Raw genomic sequence first — 18,181 nt, 5'->3', positions numbered from 1 at the left:
TCGAACCATGACTGACGCGCACGCCGGCCTGGAACATCAGGTTGCCATTGAGGACCCGACATCCACCCTCATCGAGCTGCTGTCCCTGGCCGATTTCGACGGCGCGAGGACCGCCGAGGACATCTTCCTCGGACCGTCGCAGAAACAGCCCCGACATCGGGTGTTCGGCGGACAAGTCCTGGCTCAATCACTCGTGGCCGGTATGCGCACCGTGGATGAGGACCGAGCCGTCCACTCGATGCACGGCTATTTCCTTCGTCCCGGGGATGCCAACCAACCCATCACTTTCAGCGTTGAACGGCTCCGTGACGGACGCTCGTTCTCAGCGCGTCGGGTGCATGCATACCAGGAGGGCCAACCGATCCTGTCGATGATCGCTTCCTTCCAGACCGAGGCGGAGGGTGTGGAGCACCAGGCCGCCATGCCAGCGGGAATTCCGGACCCCGAATCCTTGCCGAGTACCGCGGAACTCCTGCAGAAGTACGACCATCCGTTGGCCCGCCACATGTCCTTCGAGCGGCCTTTCGATGTGCGCCACGTCGATCCCGCGCTGTATGTGGAAGCGCCCAAGGACCGCATAGCCAGCAATGCCGTCTGGATGAAAACCTTCGGCCCGATGCCGGACGATCCCAACCTCCACCTGGCAGCCCTGGCCTACGCGAGCGACTACACCATCTTGGAATCGGTGCTGCGCAAGAACGGATTGAGCTGGATGACACCGGGCATGAGTGTGGCCAGCCTTGACCACGCCATGTGGTGGCACCGTCCCGTCCGCGTGGATGAATGGCTGCTCTACGTCCAGGAGTCCCCCAGCGCACGGGGCGCCCGCGGACTGGCCACGGGCAGGATCTTCAGCCGTGATGGCCTGCACGTCGCCACCGTGGCGCAGGAGGGCATGCTCCGGATTCCGCAGTAGTTCCTTGCGTCGCTGCCACAGCGCGGCAAGATCATCACAGGAAGAAGGCCGGCGCCCCGGAAAAGTCATCCAGGGACGCCGGCCTTCGGTGGTTGGATCCGCTTAGTCGCGGGTCAGTTTGCGGTGCGTCACGCGGTGCGGCTTCGCAGCGTCCGGGCCGAGTCGCTCAACCTTGTTCTCCTCGTACGACTCGAAGTTACCCTCGAACCAGTACCACTTCGAGGGGTTTTCCTCATCGCCTTCATAAGCCAGGATGTGGGTGGCGACACGGTCGAGGAACCACCGGTCGTGAGAGACCACTACAGCGCAGCCGGGAAACTCGAGCAGGGCGTTCTCGAGGCTGCTGAGGGTTTCGACGTCGAGGTCGTTGGTGGGCTCGTCAAGCAACAGCAGGTTTCCGCCCTGCTTAAGGGTCAGCGCCAGGTTCAGACGGTTGCGCTCACCACCGGAGAGCACCCCGGCCTTCTTCTGCTGGTCCGGACCCTTGAAGCCGAAGGCCGCGACGTAGGCACGGGATGGCATTTCAACGTGTCCGACCTGTATGAAGTCGAGCCCGTCGGAGACGACCTCCCAGAGCGTCTTGTTGGGGTCGATGCCGCCGCGACTCTGGTCGGCGTAGGAGATCTTCACGGAGTCGCCGACCTTGAGGTCGCCGCCGTCGAGGGGTTCGAGCCCAACGATGGTCTTGAACAAGGTGGTCTTGCCGACGCCATTGGGGCCGATGACACCAACAATGCCGTTGCGGGGAAGGGAGAACGAAAGCCCGTCGATCAAGGTCCGGTCTTCGAAGCCCTTCTGCAGGTTCTTCGCTTCCAGGACCAGGCCACCCAGACGGGGTCCCGGCGGAATCTGGATTTCCTCGAAGTCGAGCTTCCTGGTGCGGTCAGCCTCGGCTGCCATTTCCTCGTACCGGGCCAGACGAGCCTTCGACTTGGTCTGGCGGCCTTTGGCGTTGGAACGGACCCATTCGAGTTCTTCGGTGAGCCGCTTGGCCTGCTTGGCGTCCTTCTTGCCCTGGATTTCCAGGCGGGCGCGCTTCTTCTCCAAGTACGTGGAGTAGTTGCCTTCGTAGGGGTACAGGCGGCCGCGGTCGACTTCACAGATCCACTCGGCGACGTGATCCAGGAAGTAGCGATCGTGGGTGATCGCGAGGACGGCGCCGGGGTAGGAAGACAGGTGCTGTTCCAACCACAGGACACTTTCGGCATCCAAGTGGTTGGTGGGCTCGTCAAGGAGCAGGAGGTCAGGCTTCTGGAGCAGGAGCTTGCAGAGCGCAACCCGACGGCGCTCACCACCGGACAGGACAGTCACGTCGGAGTCGCCCGGCGGGCAGCGCAGCGCGTCCATGGCCTGTTCGAGCTGGGAATCGATGTCCCAGGCATCGGCAGCATCGATGGCTTCCTGGAGGTGGCCCATTTCCTCCAGGAGGGTGTCGTAGTCGGCATCCGGGTTGGCCATTTCCTCGGAGATCTCGTTGAAGCGCTGGATCTTCGAGTAAATCTCGCCTACGCCTTCCTGGACGTTGCCCAGGACGGTCTTTTCCTCGTTCAGGGGCGGCTCCTGCAGGAGGATGCCCACGGAGTAGCCGGGGCTGAGGCGGGCTTCGCCGTTCGACGGTGTGTCGATACCAGCCATGATCTTCAGGATCGTGGATTTGCCGGCTCCGTTCGGGCCAACGACGCCGATCTTCGCGCCAGGGAAGAACGACATGCTGACATCGTCCAGGATAAGTTTTTCGCCAACGGCCTTGCGAGCCTTGGTCATCGTATAAATGAATTCCGCCATGCCGTTAAATCTAATGGGTGGCAAGGCATAACTCACATTCGGCCCTGTTAGCGGGAATCCCCGACGAAGCATTTGCCGCTGGCCAGCACGGGCAGGACGGACACCGATACCTGGCCGTCCCTGATCTCGCCCATGACACAGTCCTTGTCCAGCTTGGCCGCCGCCTCAATGGCATCGGCGTCCAGCCCTGTGGGCGTCTTGCTCGCGGACACCTCCAAAGTCGAGGCGGGAATGCCGGCTGAAACGAGTTGTGATCGCAATGCCTCTTGTGCCGGTTTCGGCGTCGCCGCGGCCAGGGTCTTGAGCGCGGACTCCATGGTCTGCTTCAGGCTCACCGTGCTTGGGCTGAGCGAAGCCGAAGCCGAAGGGATGCCAGCGCCGGGACTGGCGGGGGCCGGAACGGGGGTGACTGGACTCGACGGGGAAGGCAATGAAATTGGATTGCTTCCAGACACGACCGGAGCCGGTGCGGAACAGCCCGCCACCAGTCCGGCGACTAGTAGCGGCCCCGCAAGCAGCAAGCGTCGGCTTCCAGCGACGTGGCGGTGTCTTGATGGTCTTCGCGGCGTTCCCCTGCTCATCACCCGGCCATTCTGCCATGCGGCGCACTGTCTCTTGCGCCGCACGGCAATCCGCGGATGTCCACGGCATCATTGTTTCAAACACCTGCGTCCACGAGTTCTCCGGTATCAGCATCAACAAGAACCGGCTCGTCGCCTTCTCCAGCTGGAAGAATCACACCCCGCTCAGCTGCGCCACCCGCGTCCTCGTCGTCGTGCGGGCCGCTTTCACCGTCGTCCTCCGCAGCAGGCCACTGATTCTCCGGCTCCGAGTCCGGGGCAGCAGGCGTGATCTGCGGACTCGTGCCGCTTGTGGTCCGGATGAAGTTCGCCGAGCCCCACATGAGGTCGTGCCCCACTGATTCGGCAATGATCTCCGCAACGTGGTAGATCTTGCCGTCGCGTTCCCATTGCCTCAACTTGAGTTTGCCGACAACGATGATCCGCTGGCCTTTCTTGACGCTGCACCCAATATTTCCCGCGAGGTGCCTGAACGTTTGGACCGTGAACCAGTTGGTGTTGCCATCGATCCAGACATCGTTGGCACGGTCGAACCTGCGCTCCGTGGAGCCCAGGCGGAATGAGGCAGTCCCTGTTCCGCCCGGCGTCGTCGAGCTTCTGATTTCCGAGGCCACGAATCCCCGGACGGTAATGATGTCGTTCATGGTCTTGTCCTAACGTGAGTTGAAGTGCCTGGCTGGCTCTTTCAGCTTCTCGCGCTGCCCAGCTCTCCGGCAGTACCCAATTCCCGTATGTGCATAGCCACGCCGAATGGCCGCCTGTGGAGGAAGAGTCACTCCCTTAACCGACCTGACAACACATGCAGCCGCCGCAATGTAAACTCTTGATGGCGCCTCAGCCACGTGCTGTGAAAGCGTCACCAGCCTCGGTAGCTCAGAGGATAGAGCAGGAGCCTTCTAATCTCTTGGTCGGGGGTTCGATTCCCTCCCGGGGCACCCAAAGAGCGGCTCTGACCTGCGGAAACGTAGTTCAGAGCCGCTCTTGGTTTTCGTTAACCGGTGCGCTCCCAGGCCCCCTGCCGGCACCAAACCCATGCCGTGGACCTCGCCGCGATCTACGCTGTTCCCATGGTCCCGAACGTCCTCGGCTCCGCCGCCATCACCGCGCGCCCCGCAACCTGGCCCGACGTCGAAAACCTCTTTGGCATCCGTGGCGAGCCCTCGCGCTGTTGGTGCCGGTGGTTCGCCCTCCCCGGTCAGGATTGGAAAGCCACGCGCCCTGAGGCGCGGAAGGAGCAGCTCAAAGCCAAGTTCGGCGACGGCGGCCCCGAACCCGGGGTTCTGGCGTTTCGAGGCGGCGAAGCAGTGGGCTGGTGCGCCGTCGAGCCGCGCGAGTGCTACCCGCGCATCGAAAGGTCCCAAGTCCTAAAAGCCGCAGGAGCAGGCGCGCACGACGGCATTGGAGTTTGGTCGGTCAGTTGTTTCGTGGTGTCTCCCGGCCAACGCCGCAGCGGCGTGGCCGCAGCGTTGCTGGCCGCCGCCGTCGGGCATGCCTTCGCCCACGGGGCCGGAATAGTTGAAGGCTACCCCGTGGATCCCTCGATCCGACCGAAGGCCGGTTCGGCCGATCTCTACCAAGGGACGGTCAAGTTGTTCACGGCGGCGGGCTTCACGATCGTTTCCACAGCAGTGCCCGGAAGGGCGGTCATGCGCCTGCTGCGCTGATTTCTTGCGGACAGGTGCCGAGGCAAAAGCCACTTACGGCAGCGTCAAGATAACTGGGCCGTCTGCTGTGATCGCGACGGTGTGTTCGCTGTGCGCCGCCCGGCGGCCGTTGGCAGAGCGCAGGGTCCATTGGTCGTCATCGTGATAGTAGTCGTCGCTGCCACCCAGAATCAGCATCGGCTCAATGGCGATCACCAGACCCTCCACGAGCTTCACCCCGCGGCCCGGCCGGCCGATGTTGGGTACGTTAGGTTCCGCATGCATGGTCCGGCCAATGCCGTGGCCCCCGTGATCGGCAAGGATGCCATAGCCACTGCGCTTGGCTTCCCCGCCGATGGCGTACGCAAGATCGCCCATCTTGTTTCCAATCCGGGCCGCCTCGATTCCGCGGGCAAGGGCGGCATCCGTGGCGTCGATCAACTCTTGGTCCACAGGATCCGGAGTGCCCACGATGAAGCTTATGGCTGCATCTCCGCACCAACCCTCCACAAATGCTCCGCAGTCGACGCTCAGGAGATCGCCGTCCTGCAGCACGTATCCGTCCGGGATTCCGTGCACCACGGCGTCGTTGACGCTCGTGCAAATAACACCGGAGAAGGGCGTGGATGCCCACCGCGGCCGGTAATTCAGGAACGCCGGCCTGGCTCCGGCGGATTCAATGAAAGCGGCAGCAACATTGTCCAGTTCCTTGAGCGACACCCCAACTTCGGCCTTCGAGCGAACCGCGGAAAGCGTGTTGGCAACCACCCGTCCGGCTTCGCGCATGAGTGCAATCTCGCTTGGCGTCTTCACCATGGACAAAGCGGGCCTCCAAAGCACTAGGAAAAGGGGCCCGAAGCGGCCACTGGATGAACTCTTCCACTCCACTTTATGGGCGCTCCGGCGCGAGTCAACCGGATGGCGCGTAGAGACCGCCGCAGAGAAGCGGGCCGCCGCAATACTGCCCTAGAGTCGCAGTATGGAACACGGAAGAATCGCCGTCATCCGGGAACGCCTGCGTGCAGAAGCAGATCCAGAAAGGGCGAAAGCAGCACAGACATACATGAAATCAGCCATGCCCTCCCTCGGTGTCAGGGTTCCTGTGGTCCGCCGCATGGTTCTCACCACCGCAAAGGAACTGCCTTTCGTTTCCCCGGCCGAACTGCGCCACGATGTCAGGCTGCTGTGGCGGGAGGCCACATGGCGGGAAGAGCGCTACGCGGCCATCGATCTGACCTCACTCAAGTCCGTGTCCAAGGATCTGGAGATGTTGCCGCTGTACGAAGAAATCATCCGGACAGGTGCATGGTGGGACTTCGTGGACGGCGTCTCCGACCGTATTTGCGCCCTACTGCAACACCACCGGAGCACGCTGACCCCGCTCTTGCGCAAGTGGGCAACCGACCCGGACTTCTGGATCCGGCGCGCCGCCATCACCTCCCAACTGAAGGCAAAGTCAGCCACAGACAAGGAACTTCTCTCCGCTGTGCTCGACGCCAATCTGGCCGACAAGGAATTTTTCATCCGGAAGGCAATCGGCTGGACGCTGCGGGAGTACGCCAAAACGGATCCTCAATGGGTGCGGGACTACGTCGAAACCCGACAGGCCGGCCTGAGCCAACTGTCGCTTCGCGAGGCGATGAAACACCTCGGCTGAATCCGGATCAGGACTTCGGCTTGAGCTTGAGCTTCAAAATCCCGCGACGCGGGCGGAACAGCACATGGGTCTTCTTGTCAAAGAACACCAGATAGGCGATGAAGGAGACCGCGATGGCGATGGCCACTCCGCGCACCACCTCAATGGGGATCCATTGGAAGACGCTCAATTGGTCCGTCAGGGCGATAAGGGTGAAGAACGCCGTCAAATAAAAGACCGTCCGAAGCTGGGGCCCGTCCGCGATTCCCGTCACGGTAAAGAACACCAGCAACCAGACCATGTACCAGGGCTGAATCACCGGCGCCAGGACTACGACGGCGGCGAAGGCCCAGGCCATCCTGCGAAGCACAGTCTTCTTGAACCCAGGTTCGTCGTCGATCGGCGCGGGCATACCGATTCCACGACCCGGCGTGCGGACGGCAAGCCAGACGATAAGAAGCGCCGAAACCGCAGTTCCGATGGTCTGGATGACATCCGTCACGGGGACGCCGGGACCGCCGAAAAGTCCGACGACGGAGCCTGCCGTATGTGCCAGCAGGCCCACTGGCGCGTACCAGATCCAGACGGCACCGGGAGTCTGCAGCGCACCGAGCCAACCGAATCCCAGTCCGTTTACGAAGCCTGCACCGGCCAGTAGCCCTAGGGATAAGGCCAACGTGGCCGTCCAGCAGAACATCCTGCGGCCCCACCCGGCACGGGACCCGGCCCACAGCAGGCCAGCAAACGGCAACGCAATCAAAGTAATTGGCTTGATGGCGATCGAAGCCGTGATCAGCACGATTCCGAGCACGGGCCGTTTGACCGAGGCGTAGTACAGCCCGGCAACAGCCAGGCCCAACATCAAGGAGTCATTGTGCGCGCTCGCGATGAAGTTGATGAGGAGAACGGGATTGAGGACACCAAGCCAAAGCGCCCTGTCCGGGTTGACTCCGTGGAGCGCGGCCAATCGCGGAACGTAGACGGCGAGCAGTAAGACCCCGCCGAGTGCTGCCAGCCTGAAGGGAATCAGGGCAAGTTCCGGGATGCCTGCGCTCACCCAAACGGCTCCCTGTTCGATCCACAGCCAGAGCGGACCGTATGGCGTTGGAGCCTCGGTCCACATTTTGTCGGGTCCGAGAGAAAAGTAGTTACTCAGGGCGGAGATGCCGTTAGTGTAAGGATCCAGGCCCTGCTCCATCAGACGGCCCTGGCCGATGTAGGCATAAGCGTCCCTGCTGAACAGGGGCAGCGCGAACATCAGCGGCAGTGCCCACATCCACAATGCACGCCGGAGGACAGGACGCGCGGAGGGGTTCCAGCCGCCGATCCGCTGGGCAATGCGAAGCCATGAGCGCAAGAGCAGCAGAGCACCGAGGCAGAGCATCACGGTGCATAGAATCACTCCTGCCGGGGACGTCCTGGCCATGATGAAGAGTGGGGTGCGGATCAACGCACTGCTGCTGGCCAGCCAGCCGACACCTACCGACCCAGCCACCATGAGCAAAGACCCGATGAACCCTTGAAGGATCGCCGTCCTTGCTGCCTTGGCAATAACAGTGCCGTGTACCGGGGCGTTGGAGCCGCCAAGCGCCTCTGGATGAGTCAACGAACTCCTCACCTCACGCTCGCGAAACTTCGACGTCACCATTAAACAAAATCCTGTCCGGTTCCCTGCCGCATCGTGGTATGCCGGCTGCCATGGATTATTGCAACTGTAGCATCGCCGCCCGCGGCATCCCGGGGCCCTCCGAACCCCGGGTCGGACTGGGAAACTGGCCTGAGATAGGATGAACAGGGCGCTGGTTTGATGCCGAATGCTCACAGGCACGCCGGTTCCGCATGAATTTCAACGGAACCGCTGTTGCCTGGAGCGGCTCCCGCCGCAACGGCTCGCGGCACCCTGTGACGATAACTACCTGACAAGGATCTTCCCATTTCCACGGACTCATTCTTCAGCGCGCTCACACGGTTCCGTCATCGTGTTATTCCCTCTTCGTTGGAAACAAGGCTCAACTCCCCCAAGGGTCTGCTGGCCGGCTTCTGCGTTGTGCACTTGGTCTTCCTCGTGTTCGCTTTGATCGTCTCCCTGCGTGGCGAAGCTTTCAGCGACACATTCATCTATAGGGATTGGACTGCTGCGGGGTTCCGGGATGAGAACCTCAGTGGCGGGCCCAGTCCGTGGGTTTACCCCGTCCTTGCCCTGATACCGATGGCCATCGCAGGCTTGGCTGGTCCCGGCCCGTTCTTCTTCCTGTGGGTGCTCATGATCACCGTGCTCGACGGCGCAGCCCTCGCCAAGCTCACGGGGTGGGGACGCCGCCGGGAGGCCATCCCGGCAGCATGGTGGTGGCTGGTCTTCGTCTTCATCATGGGATGGCTGGGATTCGCCCGTGTGGATGGATTTACCGCACCAATCGTGCTGATCGCCCTGGCTTACGGAGTGTCCCACCCTTTCATTGCCTCGACCCTTCTGAGCGTTGCCACCTGGATGAAGGTCTGGCCCGCCGCCGTCATGCTTTCCTTGATCACCGTAGTCAAGCAGAGAATCCGCGTGGTGGCTGCCGGGATTCTGACCACCGCCCTTGTGGTCGCCCTCACGGCTGCCGTGGGCGCGCTGCCCAAACTCTTCAACTTCCTCACCCAGCAGGGCGATCGCGGGATGCAACTGGAGGCCACGTTTACGACTCCTTGGTTGTGGCTCTCGGTCCTCCATGTGGGCGACTCCAGGATGTACATGAATACGGACATCAACTCGATGCAGGTGGATGGCCCGGGTACACCCTTCATGTCACAACTGATGCAGCCCCTCCTTGTCTTGGCTGCACTCCTGGTCGCTGCCCTGACATTCTGGGCACTTCACAATGGCAAACGAAGCGGCGGGGCCGACAGCACGGAGCTGTTATTGGCCGGCTCCCTAACCATGGCCACGGCGTTCGTGGTATTCAACAAGGTCGGATCCCCACAGTTCATGGTCTGGCTGGCGCCAGCTGTCGCCGTCGGGCTCGCGCATAGCTGGAAGGAATGGCGGGTCCCAGCGGCCATGCTCATCGCAATTGCGGTGGCCACATACTTCATCTACCCCCTCTTCTACGATGCCCTCAGCCACAACAACCCTTGGATGGCCTTCGTTTTGACCGTCCGCAATGTCCTGCTGGTTGTGCTCTTTTGCTGGTCCGTTCGCCGGCTGTACCTTTTGGGCAAAAAGATCCCGGCCAACGAACCGGCCGCCGCTGCCAAGGAGTCCTGAGATTTCCGTTCGATTCTTTGACGGCTTGGCCCGCGTGCGCAACGCTGCCGTGCCGCCTGCCGCCGTCGCATGGTTCAGCCGTCCTTCCAGCGTGTGGTGGGGTTTCGCAGCAGTCCATGTGTACTTCCTCGGCTGGATGGCAAGCTTCTTCATCTCCGGGCACACCTTCAGCGACACCGAGCAGTACCGCCAGTGGGCAATGAACGGTTACAACCCTGCGGATCTCAACGGCATGATCAGCCCTTGGGTCTATCCAGTGCTCGCCCAGATTCCGATCTTCCTGGCCAACATCGCGGGCCCGGGCCCGTACTTGCTTGTCTGGACGTTGATCATCACCGTTCTCAACGCCGCCGGATTGTTCATCTTGACCCGCGGGCCGCGCCGGACAACCGGCATCGCCCCCGCTTGGTGGTGGCTGTTCTTCACTGCCTTCATGGGTTACCTCAGCTTTGCCCGGGTGGAGGGCATCACCGCGCCCATCGTCCTGGTAGCCCTGCTGTATGCAGCCACTCGTCCCGTCGCAGCGGGGATCCTTCTCAGCATTGCCACCTGGATCAAGGTCTGGCCGGCCGCCGTCCTGGTGCCTATCGTCATCGCGAGTGGCCGCAGGCTGCAGATCATAGCCTGCGGCGCCGCCGTAACGGCGGCAGTCGCGTTGGGCACTTACCTTTCAGGCGGGCTTCCGCACATCCTCGACTTCCTCACCAACCAAGGTGAGCGCGGCATGCAATTGGAAGCCACGTTCTCGACTCCCTGGGTCTGGCTGAGCGTGCTCAACATCGACGGCTCCAAAATCGCCGACAACGTCGCCATCAATTCCACGGAAGTGTATGGACCGGGCGCGAATGTAGCGGCATTCATGATGCAGCCCCTCCTGGTGCTCGCCGCCGTCGCAAGCTCAGCCCTGTTGATTTGGGCACTTAGGCGCGGAGCCGAACCGGAAGAGCTGTTTCTTGAGGGGGCCCTCATGATGACCACCGCGTTCATCGTGTTCAACAAGGTGGGCTCGCCGCAATTCATCATCTGGCTGGCCCCTGTGGTTGTCGCCGGTTTGACCCACGACTGGAACCGGTGGCGTGTTCCCGCCGCCCTTCTCATGGGCATCGCCATGACGACTTTTGTGATCTACCCGCTGTTCTACACTCCGCTCATTCACGCCAACCCGGTGATGGCGGCAGTACTCACCACGCGTAATGTGCTTCTGGTTGTCCTGCTGTGGTGGTCTGTACAACGCTCCCTCGAGCTCGGCCGCAAGTCCGGCGCAGCGACAGCTATTCGGGGCGCCTGAGCCTTCGCTCGAGCCTGCGGAGGAGTTCCATGGGAGTGGACTGGATCAGTAGTCTGCGGGTGTGCACGTCGAGGACCATCAAGTAGATCGTGAATCCCACCGCCACCACGAAGGCGAGGGAAGACACCTTGACGTTCATCTCCACAAAGGACAGCACCGAAATCTGGTCCTGCGCGCCGAAGGCCACGAAGAACGTGATAGCGACATAAAGGGACTTGATCTGCCAGTCGTCCCTGATGCCTGTGACGGCGAGCAGCGGGATGAACCACAGGATGTACCACGGCTGGATGATGGGGGAAAGCATGACGACGGCGGCAAACCCCAGGGCCGCCCGCCGCACCAGTCGCGAATAGTCGCCCCGGAACATCAGGACCACCACCAGTGCCATTCCGACCCACTTCATGAGCGTACGGAGCCCCGTGGCCACAGCCGGCCCTGGCAGGCCCAAGAGGTTCGCGGTCAACTCGAGCTGCTGGCCGAGGAAACCGGAAGGCGAATATCCGGTGTAACCGGGGGTGGGATCGAGGATGGCCCAGACCCACCCAAAACCAAGGTTGTAGGGGATTCCGCTCACGCCCAACACACCGAAGCTTATGGCCGCAGTCGCGCCCCAGAACAGGAACTTGCGGGTCCAACTCGCGGCCGGGCCAGCCCACATGAGGCCGATGAAAGGCAGGAGAAGCACTGTGATCGGCTTGATTCCGATGGAAGCCGTGACCAGTAATAGACCGGTGATATGGCGGCCGGTGGCGGCAAAGTACATTCCTGCCACCGCCAGGCCCACCATCAAGGCATCGTTATGGGCACTGGCTACAAAGCTGATGAGAAAGAGCGGATTCGCAACAGCGATCCACAGCGCACGGCCCGGATTGATCCCGTGCAGCTCGGCCAGCTTGGGAACGTACACCACGCAGAGCAGCACTCCCGCCATCGCCAAAACTCGAAAGAGCAAGACGGAAAAATCGGGCTGGGCGTCGGTGATGCCCACCACCCACCTCGCAAGCCACAGGAAATATGGCCCATAGGGGGTCTTGGCTTCAGCCCAGGCCGGGTCGGCACCGAGGGAAAACCAGTTGCTGAGCGAGGAAATACCGGCGGTGTAGGGGTTTTGGCCCTCCAAAACCAGCCTGCCTTGGCCGGTGTAGGCGTACACGTCCCGCGAATAGATGGGCACCGCGAACATCATCGGCGCGGCCCACGCCGCGACCGCCACGACCACCGATCTGAGCGAGCCTGGCCCCCAATCTTTGAGCCTTTGCCCCAGCCGCAACCAGGACCTGACCAAAAGCATGGCCCCGGCCGTCAGCAAGATGGTGGAGGTTGTAACGCCCCAGCCCTCGGTGCGCAGAGCGATGACAACCGGGTGCCTGAACATGGGGGATCCGTTGGCGATCCAGCCGGCGCCGATCGAACCAGCGAAGATCATGAGGGATCCGAAGAACCCCTCCCAGATGGCCACGTAGGCCTTGACTTGGCTTGCGGTACCGTCGTCCGTATGCCCACTGTTCGGGGAATGGAGACCCTCGGCGATCGTCTCAGACGGCAGGGCTGGTTCCTTTGCGTCATCCCGGCTGTTTGAGGTGCCCACGCCCGATCCGCCTGCCGTCATGATATTCCAGTCCCTACGTACATTGGTCCAGCTCGTCGAGGCAGGCAATAACCGCTCGACAACGGCCCAGTTTACCAGCCGGAGTACGCCTCAAACGCGGAATCGAGCGCCCCGCCACGCTTCCCATGCGGCCAAACGGTAGGCTGGGCGCGTGCCTATTACTAATGAACGCATCGTCTGGATCGACTGCGAGATGACTGGTCTTGACCTTGAAAACGACGCCCTGATCGAGGTAGCGGCCTTGGTCACAGATTCGGACCTCAACATCCTGGGTGATGGCGTGGACGTGGTCATCAAACCCGAAGACACCGCTCTCGAGCAGATGAACGACTTCGTCCGCGACATGCATACCCGTTCAAAGCTCCTGGACGAACTCCCCCATGGCAAGACCATGGCCGAGGCCGAAGCAATCGTCCTTGAGTACATCGAGAAGTGGGTGCCCGACCCCAAGAAGGCACCGCTCGGGGGCAACTCGGTCGGAACAGACCGCATGTTCCTCGCGCGCGATATGCCCAACATCGTCGAACACCTTCACTATCGGGTCATCGACGTCAGCACCATCAAGGAACTCTCGCGCCGCTGGTTCCCCCGCGCCTATTTCCAGTCCCCCGCCAAACATGGTGGTCACCGTGCGCTCGGAGACATCAAGGACTCCATCGACGAACTGCGTTACTACCGCGAAGCGGTCTTTGTCCCGGCGCCTGGACCGGATACAGCAACGGCACAGCGGATTTCCAAGCAGGTCACTGGCGGCCCGGAGACGCCGGCAAGTACGTGATCTGCGGCACCTTTTTGGGAAATTTCACCCAAAGGGTCGAAAGTGGCAAAACCATCCCTGAAGACGGGGTATAGTTTTTGTCGTTGCCTTCGCAGCTGCCGGGTCATTCCGAAAGCGGTCAAAGGCGCATGGTGGGCGTAGCTCAGTTGGCAGAGCGCCTGGTTGTGGTCCAGGAGGTCGCGGGTTCAACCCCCGTCGCTCACCCTCATGAGATCGGTGTAGTTTGCCGATCGCAGCCAAAGGCCGTACTGGTTATCCAGTGCGGCCTTTGCTTTGTCCGGGCCGATTTCCGCCATCCAGTCTTCCAGACCCGAGAACCAGAGGAACACCTGACATGACCGTCCTGCCAGTCACCATCTGGGGCGAGCCCGTACTCCACCGCCGGGCAAGCGAGGTCGAAGTGTTCGACGACGAACTGCGCACATTGATTGCCGACATGTTCGAGACGAACGAAGCCGCAAACGGCGTCGGACTGGCCGCACCCCAGGTGGGAGTCGCCAAACGAATCTTCATCTTCAAATACGCCAATGACGACGACGCACCAGACGAAGGCGTCCTGGTGAACCCGGTTCTCACCCTCTCCAAGATCCCCGGCACCCTTCCGGATCCGGAGGAAGACGTAGAAGGCTGCTTGTCTTTCCCCGGGGAGCATTACCCCCTGCAGAGGGCCGAGTGGGCCCGCGTCCAAGGGTTCGACGGCTACGGCAACCCGGTGGATTTCGTGGCGACAGGTTGGTTCGCCAGGGTTATGCAGCACGAATTCGACCATCTGGACGGCAAGCTCTATGTGAATCGCCTCGTTGACCGTTATGCCAAGAAGGCCCTGAAGCAGGCCAAGAAGAACGGCTGGGGAGTCCCCGGCTTGACCTGGATGCCGGGCGTCGATCCGGATCCCTTCGGGCACTGACTGATGAGCGGCATCGCACAGGACGAATTGTTCAGGCTCCTCGACATCCACGGCGAGGACGCCTTGGCGTGCGCGGCGCTGCTGGCGTCACCGCCCGGAGACGGAACACGACGGGCTCTTGCCGTCCTGGATGCCCGTCTGGGCGCCTTTCCCACCGAGTCCGCCTCGGCGGACGGCTGCACGGAAACGGACTGGATCGAGGCGCTCCTCCGCTTTGCGCCCGTGGTCAACAGCCATCACCTTTCCCTCGGCATCCCGCGGGAATCTTCGGCCGCGATCCTCGCCGACGTGGGACTGAACCTTCGCATCAACCGACGGGTTCACGGACGCTTCGGTCTGGACACGTGGGCCTGGTTGACGCTGCACATGGCGGGAAACATCTTCCGGATCGGCCGCTTGCAGTTCCACCTTGTCCGCCACGACACAGCAGATCACTCCGATGTGGACGATCAATGGATGCTAGGCGTTCATATTCCCGAGGATGGAGGCCTCTCCCCTGCCCTCGTGGACGCGAGTTTCAACCACGCCCGGGAGTTCCTTGACCGCCACTTCCCGGACAAAGCCGTTGCCGTCGCGAGCTGCGACTCCTGGATGCTGGACCCCTACCTTGCCCGCAAACTACCGGACAGCAACATCGCCGCATTTGCCCGCCGGTTCACCCTGGACCGCTGCTCTGATGCCCCGAGCGACGCCGTCTACTTCACCTTCCGGCACCGGGACATGAAAAGCCTTGCCGGGCTGCCCCGCGAGACGTCGCTTCAGCGCGTGGTCCTGGAAAGGATCGACGACGGCGGGGTCTGGCAACTTGGCCACGGCCGCTTGGTGCTTCCTCCGTCGACCGGGAACCATACCACTACTCCATCGCCCTGATGGTCTGCTGGCCCGGGCACGAGTCCAGGACGCGCTTCATGGCGTCTTTCTCGGCTTGGGTGACCCAGAGCCGGTACGCGGCCTTCACGGAGATCTGCCGGGCCACGTAATGGCAACGAAAGCCCTTGTTCGCGGGTAGCCAGCTTGCGGCGTCGCTGGCACTCTTCTTCACGTTGGCGGCGCCGTCGACAGCAATGAGGTTGAGGGGATCATTGGCGAGGCTTTGACGTTGCTTCGCAGTGAGCTGTTGGGCACCCTTCTGCCAGGCATCGCCGAGGGCGACCACGTGGTCGATCTGCACGGCTGCGCTGCTTTCGGATCCCCTGCGGAATTGGACGTCCTGCCCGACGTAGGGCTCGCGGAGCTCTCCAGACGCAACCCTGCATTTGGAGCCTGCAGTGAACTCTACTGCCGTAAGATCCCGCCTCAGGATGTCGTTGCGGGTATCGCAGCCGTTCCGGTCGACGTCGAGCCACGCCTGGCCGAATTCGTTGCGGTCGTAGTTGTCTTTGACGGCGCGCCCCTTCACGGGCAGCGTCTCCAGCGCATCGACGGCTGAATCGACGGGGACTGGCTGGACGGGCTCCACCGGCTTCATCCAGGAAGGGTCGAAGACGGGCGCTTCCTTGGGTCCATTGCCCGGGGCTTCAGCGACGGCGAACTGGCCATCGGTGAAGAACCATGCAACGCCGCCAAGTGCACCCGCGATCAACACAATCAGCAGCACCCAGGCCTGACGGGACCGGCGGCGGGCACGTCGATATGCAGCCCAAGTGGTGCTCAAGGGATGGTTCCTTTCGAGGAGGAATACGTCCCTTGAGACTAGGTCAGGGCACCGATAACCCGCCCCGATATCCACAGTGTGGAGGACAAGTCACTGTGTCGGAATAATCACCGCGCGGGCCACTCGAGCAGCCGGTTATTGCTCCCTGGTGACCCGTTTCAAGTCTTCGGCTGCGAGTTGTAGAAGTGACTCCAGCTGGACAACGCGGTCCTCGGCGATATCCCCCGCCGCGAATCCCGACTTGGCTTCGTCGAGCAGGCGCTGGGCTTCTTTGAAGTTGGCGCGCGCTACGTCCAGTGCGTGTTCCAGGGTTGTGTCATGTTCCAGAATCTTGTCGCGTTCCATGCGTCCATTCTGGTCAGGTTTCCCGGCTGATACCAGCGCATTAGCCGGGAAACCCCTGTGTGTCTTTCCTGGCCTTGGCCGGAACCTGCTAGACGCCGGCGGGCTCCAAGGTTGCCTTGGGTTCAAGGTTCACCGCGACGCCGCGTGCCGGGAACGACGGCGGGTTCACGCCGGCCATTTCTTCCATGACGCGCACTACCTGGCAGGAGTAACCGAATTCGTTGTCGTACCAGACGTAGACCACGAGGTGCTTGTCGGTGGCGATGGTGGCCAGGCCGTCCACGATGCCTGCGCGGCGGGAGCCGACGAAGTCGGTGGAGACGACCTCGGGTGAGTCGATGAAGTCGATCTGCTTCCGCAGCTCGGAGTGCAGGGACATCTCCCGAAGGTAGTTGTTGACTTCCTCTTTCGTGGTTCCCTTTTCAAGGTTCAGGTTGAGGATGGCCATCGATACGTCCGGGGTGGGAACGCGGATCGCGTTGCCGGTCAGCTTGCCCTGCAGTTCCGGAAGGGCCTTCGCCACGGCCTTGGCCGCGCCTGTTTCGGTGATGACCATGTTCAGCGCGGCCGAGCGTCCGCGGCGGTCACCCTTGTGGAAGTTGTCGATCAGGTTCTGGTCGTTCGTGAACGAGTGCACGGTTTCCACGTGGCCGTGGATGACGCCGAACTTGTCGTTGAGTGCCTTGAGCACCGGGGTGATGGCGTTCGTGGTGCAGGAGGCTGCGGTCACGATCTTGTCGGTGTCCTCGATGGAGGAGTGGTTGATGCCATGGACGATGTTCTTCAGCTCACCCTTGCCCGGGGCCGTGAGGAGGACGCGGGCGACTCCCTTGCTCTGCAGGTGCTGGGAGAGGCCTTCGGCGTCGCGCCAGCGGCCCGTGTTGTCGACCACCAGGGCATCCTTGATGCCGTATGCCGTGTAATCAACAGTGGAGGGGTTGTCCGAGTAGATGACCTGGATCTGGACGCCGTTGGCGGTGATGGTGTTGGCTGCCTCGTCCACGCGGATGGTGCCTTCGAAGGAACCGTGCACGGAGTCGCGCCGCAGCAGGCTGGCGCGCTTGACGAGGTCATTTTCGGCGCCCTTGCGGACCACGATGGCGCGCAGGCGGAGACCGTGGCCGCCGCCGGCCTTTTCGATCAGGAGGCGGGCCAGGAGCCTGCCAATGCGTCCGAATCCGTAAAGGACGACGTCGGTGCTGGTGCGGTCGTCCGCGCCACGGCGCCCGACAACCCCGGCAAGTTCGGCGCGGAGGAAGTCCTCCAGCGGCGTGCCCGGAGCCTCGGCCTTGTACTTCTCGTTCAGGCGGGCGATGTCGATCGCCGCGGCCCCGAGTTCAAGTTCAGCGAGGGTGTTGAGCAAAGGCGCGGTTTCCTCAAGCAGGAGCTCGTCCTTGCTCATTCGGCGCGCAAAACGGTGGGCTTTCAGGATGTTCATCGACGACTTGTTGATGAGGCTGCGCCCGTGAATGCTCGTGACCACGTTGTTTTCACGGTACAGCCGGCCGATCACCGGAATCATGGCCTCGGCCAGCGCTTCGCGGCCCATCCACGTATCAAGACAAGAATCTGATGACTGGCTCACAGAACTACCTTCCTAGGGTCAGCTACATACGTCCTCGTACGTAGATGGCGGCCGCCCGGAGTAATCCTGCGGCACTGGCATCGGCGGGACTTCGGTCTGCCCGGACACCTCGAACGTTGCAAAGAAAAACCGCCGGCTGCGAACGCAGAACCGGCGGTGGAACTTCTACGTTCAGTGTCCATTCTAAGGTCTGGCACGGAAGGCTTT

The 18,181-nt window shown here is 62.1% G+C and carries 17 protein-coding genes and 2 tRNA genes; 10 read left to right on the top strand and 9 right to left on the bottom strand.

All coding sequences use genetic code 11. The features are described 5' to 3' along the window. The first annotated feature begins 7 nt into the window (after nt 1-7). A complete protein-coding gene (locus OOZ51_RS12495) occupies nt 8-916 on the top strand; it encodes an acyl-CoA thioesterase (protein ID WP_265979932.1) in 909 nt (302 codons plus the stop codon). A gap of 102 nt (nt 917-1,018) precedes the next feature. On the opposite strand, the gene ettA is transcribed toward OOZ51_RS12495, so the two are convergent. The 3 genes from ettA to OOZ51_RS12480 form a co-directional block, all read right to left on the bottom strand. Next, nucleotides 1,019-2,701: an energy-dependent translational throttle protein EttA gene (gene ettA / locus OOZ51_RS12490; protein WP_265979931.1), complete on the bottom strand. Its 1,683-nt coding sequence runs from the start codon at nt 2,699-2,701 to the stop codon at nt 1,019-1,021. A 47-nt stretch (nt 2,702-2,748) separates the two neighbouring features. Continuing rightward, nucleotides 2,749-3,036, bottom strand: coding sequence for a DUF6993 domain-containing protein (locus OOZ51_RS12485; protein ID WP_265979929.1), 288 nt, complete (start codon nt 3,034-3,036; stop codon nt 2,749-2,751). 323 nt (nt 3,037-3,359) lie between these two features. Continuing rightward, complete coding sequence (locus OOZ51_RS12480) at nt 3,360-3,926, bottom strand: single-stranded DNA-binding protein (protein ID WP_265979928.1); 567 nt, start codon at nt 3,924-3,926, stop codon at nt 3,360-3,362. A 218-nt stretch (nt 3,927-4,144) separates the two neighbouring features. On the opposite strand from OOZ51_RS12480, the gene OOZ51_RS12475 reads away from it, so the two are divergent. Continuing rightward, nucleotides 4,145-4,217: transfer RNA gene (locus OOZ51_RS12475), tRNA-Arg, on the top strand. Nucleotides 4,218-4,280: 63 nt separating this feature from the next. Beyond that, on the top strand, nt 4,281-4,946 hold the full coding sequence (locus tag OOZ51_RS12470) for a GNAT family N-acetyltransferase (RefSeq protein ID WP_265979926.1): 666 nt from the start codon (nt 4,281-4,283) through the stop codon (nt 4,944-4,946). Nucleotides 4,947-4,979: 33 nt separating this feature from the next. Here the strand turns inward: OOZ51_RS12470 and map are convergent, their stop codons facing one another. After that, on the bottom strand, nt 4,980-5,747 hold the full coding sequence (map, locus tag OOZ51_RS12465; RefSeq protein WP_265979925.1) for a type I methionyl aminopeptidase: 768 nt from the start codon (nt 5,745-5,747) through the stop codon (nt 4,980-4,982). Nucleotides 5,748-5,904: 157 nt separating this feature from the next. Between map and OOZ51_RS12460 the strand changes: the two genes are divergently transcribed. Next, nucleotides 5,905-6,582 carry a DNA alkylation repair protein gene (locus OOZ51_RS12460; protein WP_265979924.1) on the top strand — a complete coding sequence of 226 codons (678 nt, stop codon included), beginning with the start codon at nt 5,905-5,907 and terminating at the stop codon, nt 6,580-6,582. A 7-nt stretch (nt 6,583-6,589) separates the two neighbouring features. On the opposite strand, the gene mptB (OOZ51_RS12455) is transcribed toward OOZ51_RS12460, so the two are convergent. Next, on the bottom strand, nt 6,590-8,167 hold the full coding sequence (gene mptB, locus OOZ51_RS12455; protein ID WP_265979923.1) for a polyprenol phosphomannose-dependent alpha 1,6 mannosyltransferase MptB: 1,578 nt from the start codon (nt 8,165-8,167) through the stop codon (nt 6,590-6,592). A 327-nt stretch (nt 8,168-8,494) separates the two neighbouring features. On the opposite strand from mptB (OOZ51_RS12455), the gene OOZ51_RS12450 reads away from it, so the two are divergent. Together OOZ51_RS12450 and OOZ51_RS12445 are read left to right on the top strand one after the other, a co-directional pair. Then, the gene (locus OOZ51_RS12450; RefSeq protein ID WP_265980010.1) at nt 8,495-9,808 is read left to right on the top strand and encodes a glycosyltransferase family 87 protein; all 1,314 of its coding nucleotides are present in this window, start codon (nt 8,495-8,497) and stop codon (nt 9,806-9,808) included. A 34-nt stretch (nt 9,809-9,842) separates the two neighbouring features. After that, nucleotides 9,843-11,096 (top strand): glycosyltransferase 87 family protein, encoded by a 1,254-nt coding sequence (locus OOZ51_RS12445; RefSeq protein WP_265979922.1) that lies wholly within the window; start codon nt 9,843-9,845, stop codon nt 11,094-11,096. Here the strand turns inward: OOZ51_RS12445 and mptB (OOZ51_RS12440) are convergent. Further along, the gene (gene mptB / locus OOZ51_RS12440) at nt 11,080-12,705 is read right to left on the bottom strand and encodes a polyprenol phosphomannose-dependent alpha 1,6 mannosyltransferase MptB (RefSeq protein WP_265979921.1); all 1,626 of its coding nucleotides are present in this window, start codon (nt 12,703-12,705) and stop codon (nt 11,080-11,082) included. The genes OOZ51_RS12445 and mptB (OOZ51_RS12440) overlap by 17 nt on opposite strands. A 151-nt stretch (nt 12,706-12,856) precedes the next feature. On the opposite strand from mptB (OOZ51_RS12440), the gene orn reads away from it, so the two are divergent. From orn to OOZ51_RS12420, 4 genes are all read left to right on the top strand, one after another. Further along, a complete protein-coding gene (gene orn, locus OOZ51_RS12435) occupies nt 12,857-13,483 on the top strand; it encodes an oligoribonuclease (protein ID WP_265979920.1) in 627 nt (208 codons plus the stop codon). A gap of 131 nt (nt 13,484-13,614) precedes the next feature. Beyond that, a tRNA-His gene (locus OOZ51_RS12430) sits at nt 13,615-13,687 on the top strand. 130 nt (nt 13,688-13,817) lie between these two features. Beyond that, entirely contained in the window at nt 13,818-14,390 is a 573-nt protein-coding gene (def, locus tag OOZ51_RS12425; RefSeq protein WP_265979919.1) for a peptide deformylase, read from the top strand. Between the two features lie 3 nt (nt 14,391-14,393). After that, complete coding sequence (locus OOZ51_RS12420) at nt 14,394-15,260, top strand: acyltransferase domain-containing protein (RefSeq protein ID WP_265979918.1); 867 nt, start codon at nt 14,394-14,396, stop codon at nt 15,258-15,260. Here OOZ51_RS12420 and OOZ51_RS12415 read toward each other — a convergent pair. The 3 genes from OOZ51_RS12415 to OOZ51_RS12405 all read right to left on the bottom strand — a co-directional run bounded on the left by OOZ51_RS12415 (nt 15,244) and on the right by OOZ51_RS12405 (nt 17,974). After that, nucleotides 15,244-16,044, bottom strand: a complete 801-nt coding sequence (locus tag OOZ51_RS12415; protein WP_265979917.1) for a GmrSD restriction endonuclease domain-containing protein — start codon at nt 16,042-16,044, stop codon at nt 15,244-15,246. The two genes, OOZ51_RS12420 and OOZ51_RS12415, sit on opposite strands and share 17 nt — an antisense overlap. Nucleotides 16,045-16,179: 135 nt before the next feature. Next, entirely contained in the window at nt 16,180-16,389 is a 210-nt protein-coding gene (locus OOZ51_RS12410) for a hypothetical protein (protein ID WP_265979916.1), read from the bottom strand. Between the two features lie 88 nt (nt 16,390-16,477). Continuing rightward, nucleotides 16,478-17,974, bottom strand: coding sequence for a glyceraldehyde-3-phosphate dehydrogenase (locus tag OOZ51_RS12405; RefSeq protein WP_265979915.1), 1,497 nt, complete (start codon nt 17,972-17,974; stop codon nt 16,478-16,480). Nucleotides 17,975-18,181: the final 207 nt, after the last annotated feature.

The organism is Arthrobacter rhizophilus (assembly GCF_026241105.1).
In the GTDB taxonomy this organism is placed as follows: domain Bacteria; phylum Actinomycetota; class Actinomycetes; order Actinomycetales; family Micrococcaceae; genus Arthrobacter.
Note: the sequence above shows the minus strand (reverse complement) of the source record. Positions and strands in the feature narration are given on the sequence as shown.

Excerpts from the sequence above, each read along its gene's own strand:
- OOZ51_RS12495 (WP_265979932.1), top strand. The coding sequence starts at position 8 with ATGACTGACGCGCACGCCGGCCTGGAACATCAGGTTGCCATTGAGGAC.
- ettA (WP_265979931.1), bottom strand. The coding sequence starts at position 2,701 with ATGGCGGAATTCATTTATACGATGACCAAGGCTCGCAAGGCCGTTGGC.
- OOZ51_RS12480 (WP_265979928.1), bottom strand. The coding sequence starts at position 3,926 with ATGAACGACATCATTACCGTCCGGGGATTCGTGGCCTCGGAAATCAGA.
- OOZ51_RS12460 (WP_265979924.1), top strand. The coding sequence starts at position 5,905 with ATGGAACACGGAAGAATCGCCGTCATCCGGGAACGCCTGCGTGCAGAA.
- mptB (WP_265979921.1), bottom strand. The coding sequence starts at position 12,705 with ATGACGGCAGGCGGATCGGGCGTGGGCACCTCAAACAGCCGGGATGAC.
- def (WP_265979919.1), top strand. The coding sequence starts at position 13,818 with ATGACCGTCCTGCCAGTCACCATCTGGGGCGAGCCCGTACTCCACCGC.
- OOZ51_RS12420 (WP_265979918.1), top strand. The coding sequence starts at position 14,394 with ATGAGCGGCATCGCACAGGACGAATTGTTCAGGCTCCTCGACATCCAC.
- OOZ51_RS12410 (WP_265979916.1), bottom strand. The coding sequence starts at position 16,389 with ATGGAACGCGACAAGATTCTGGAACATGACACAACCCTGGAACACGCA.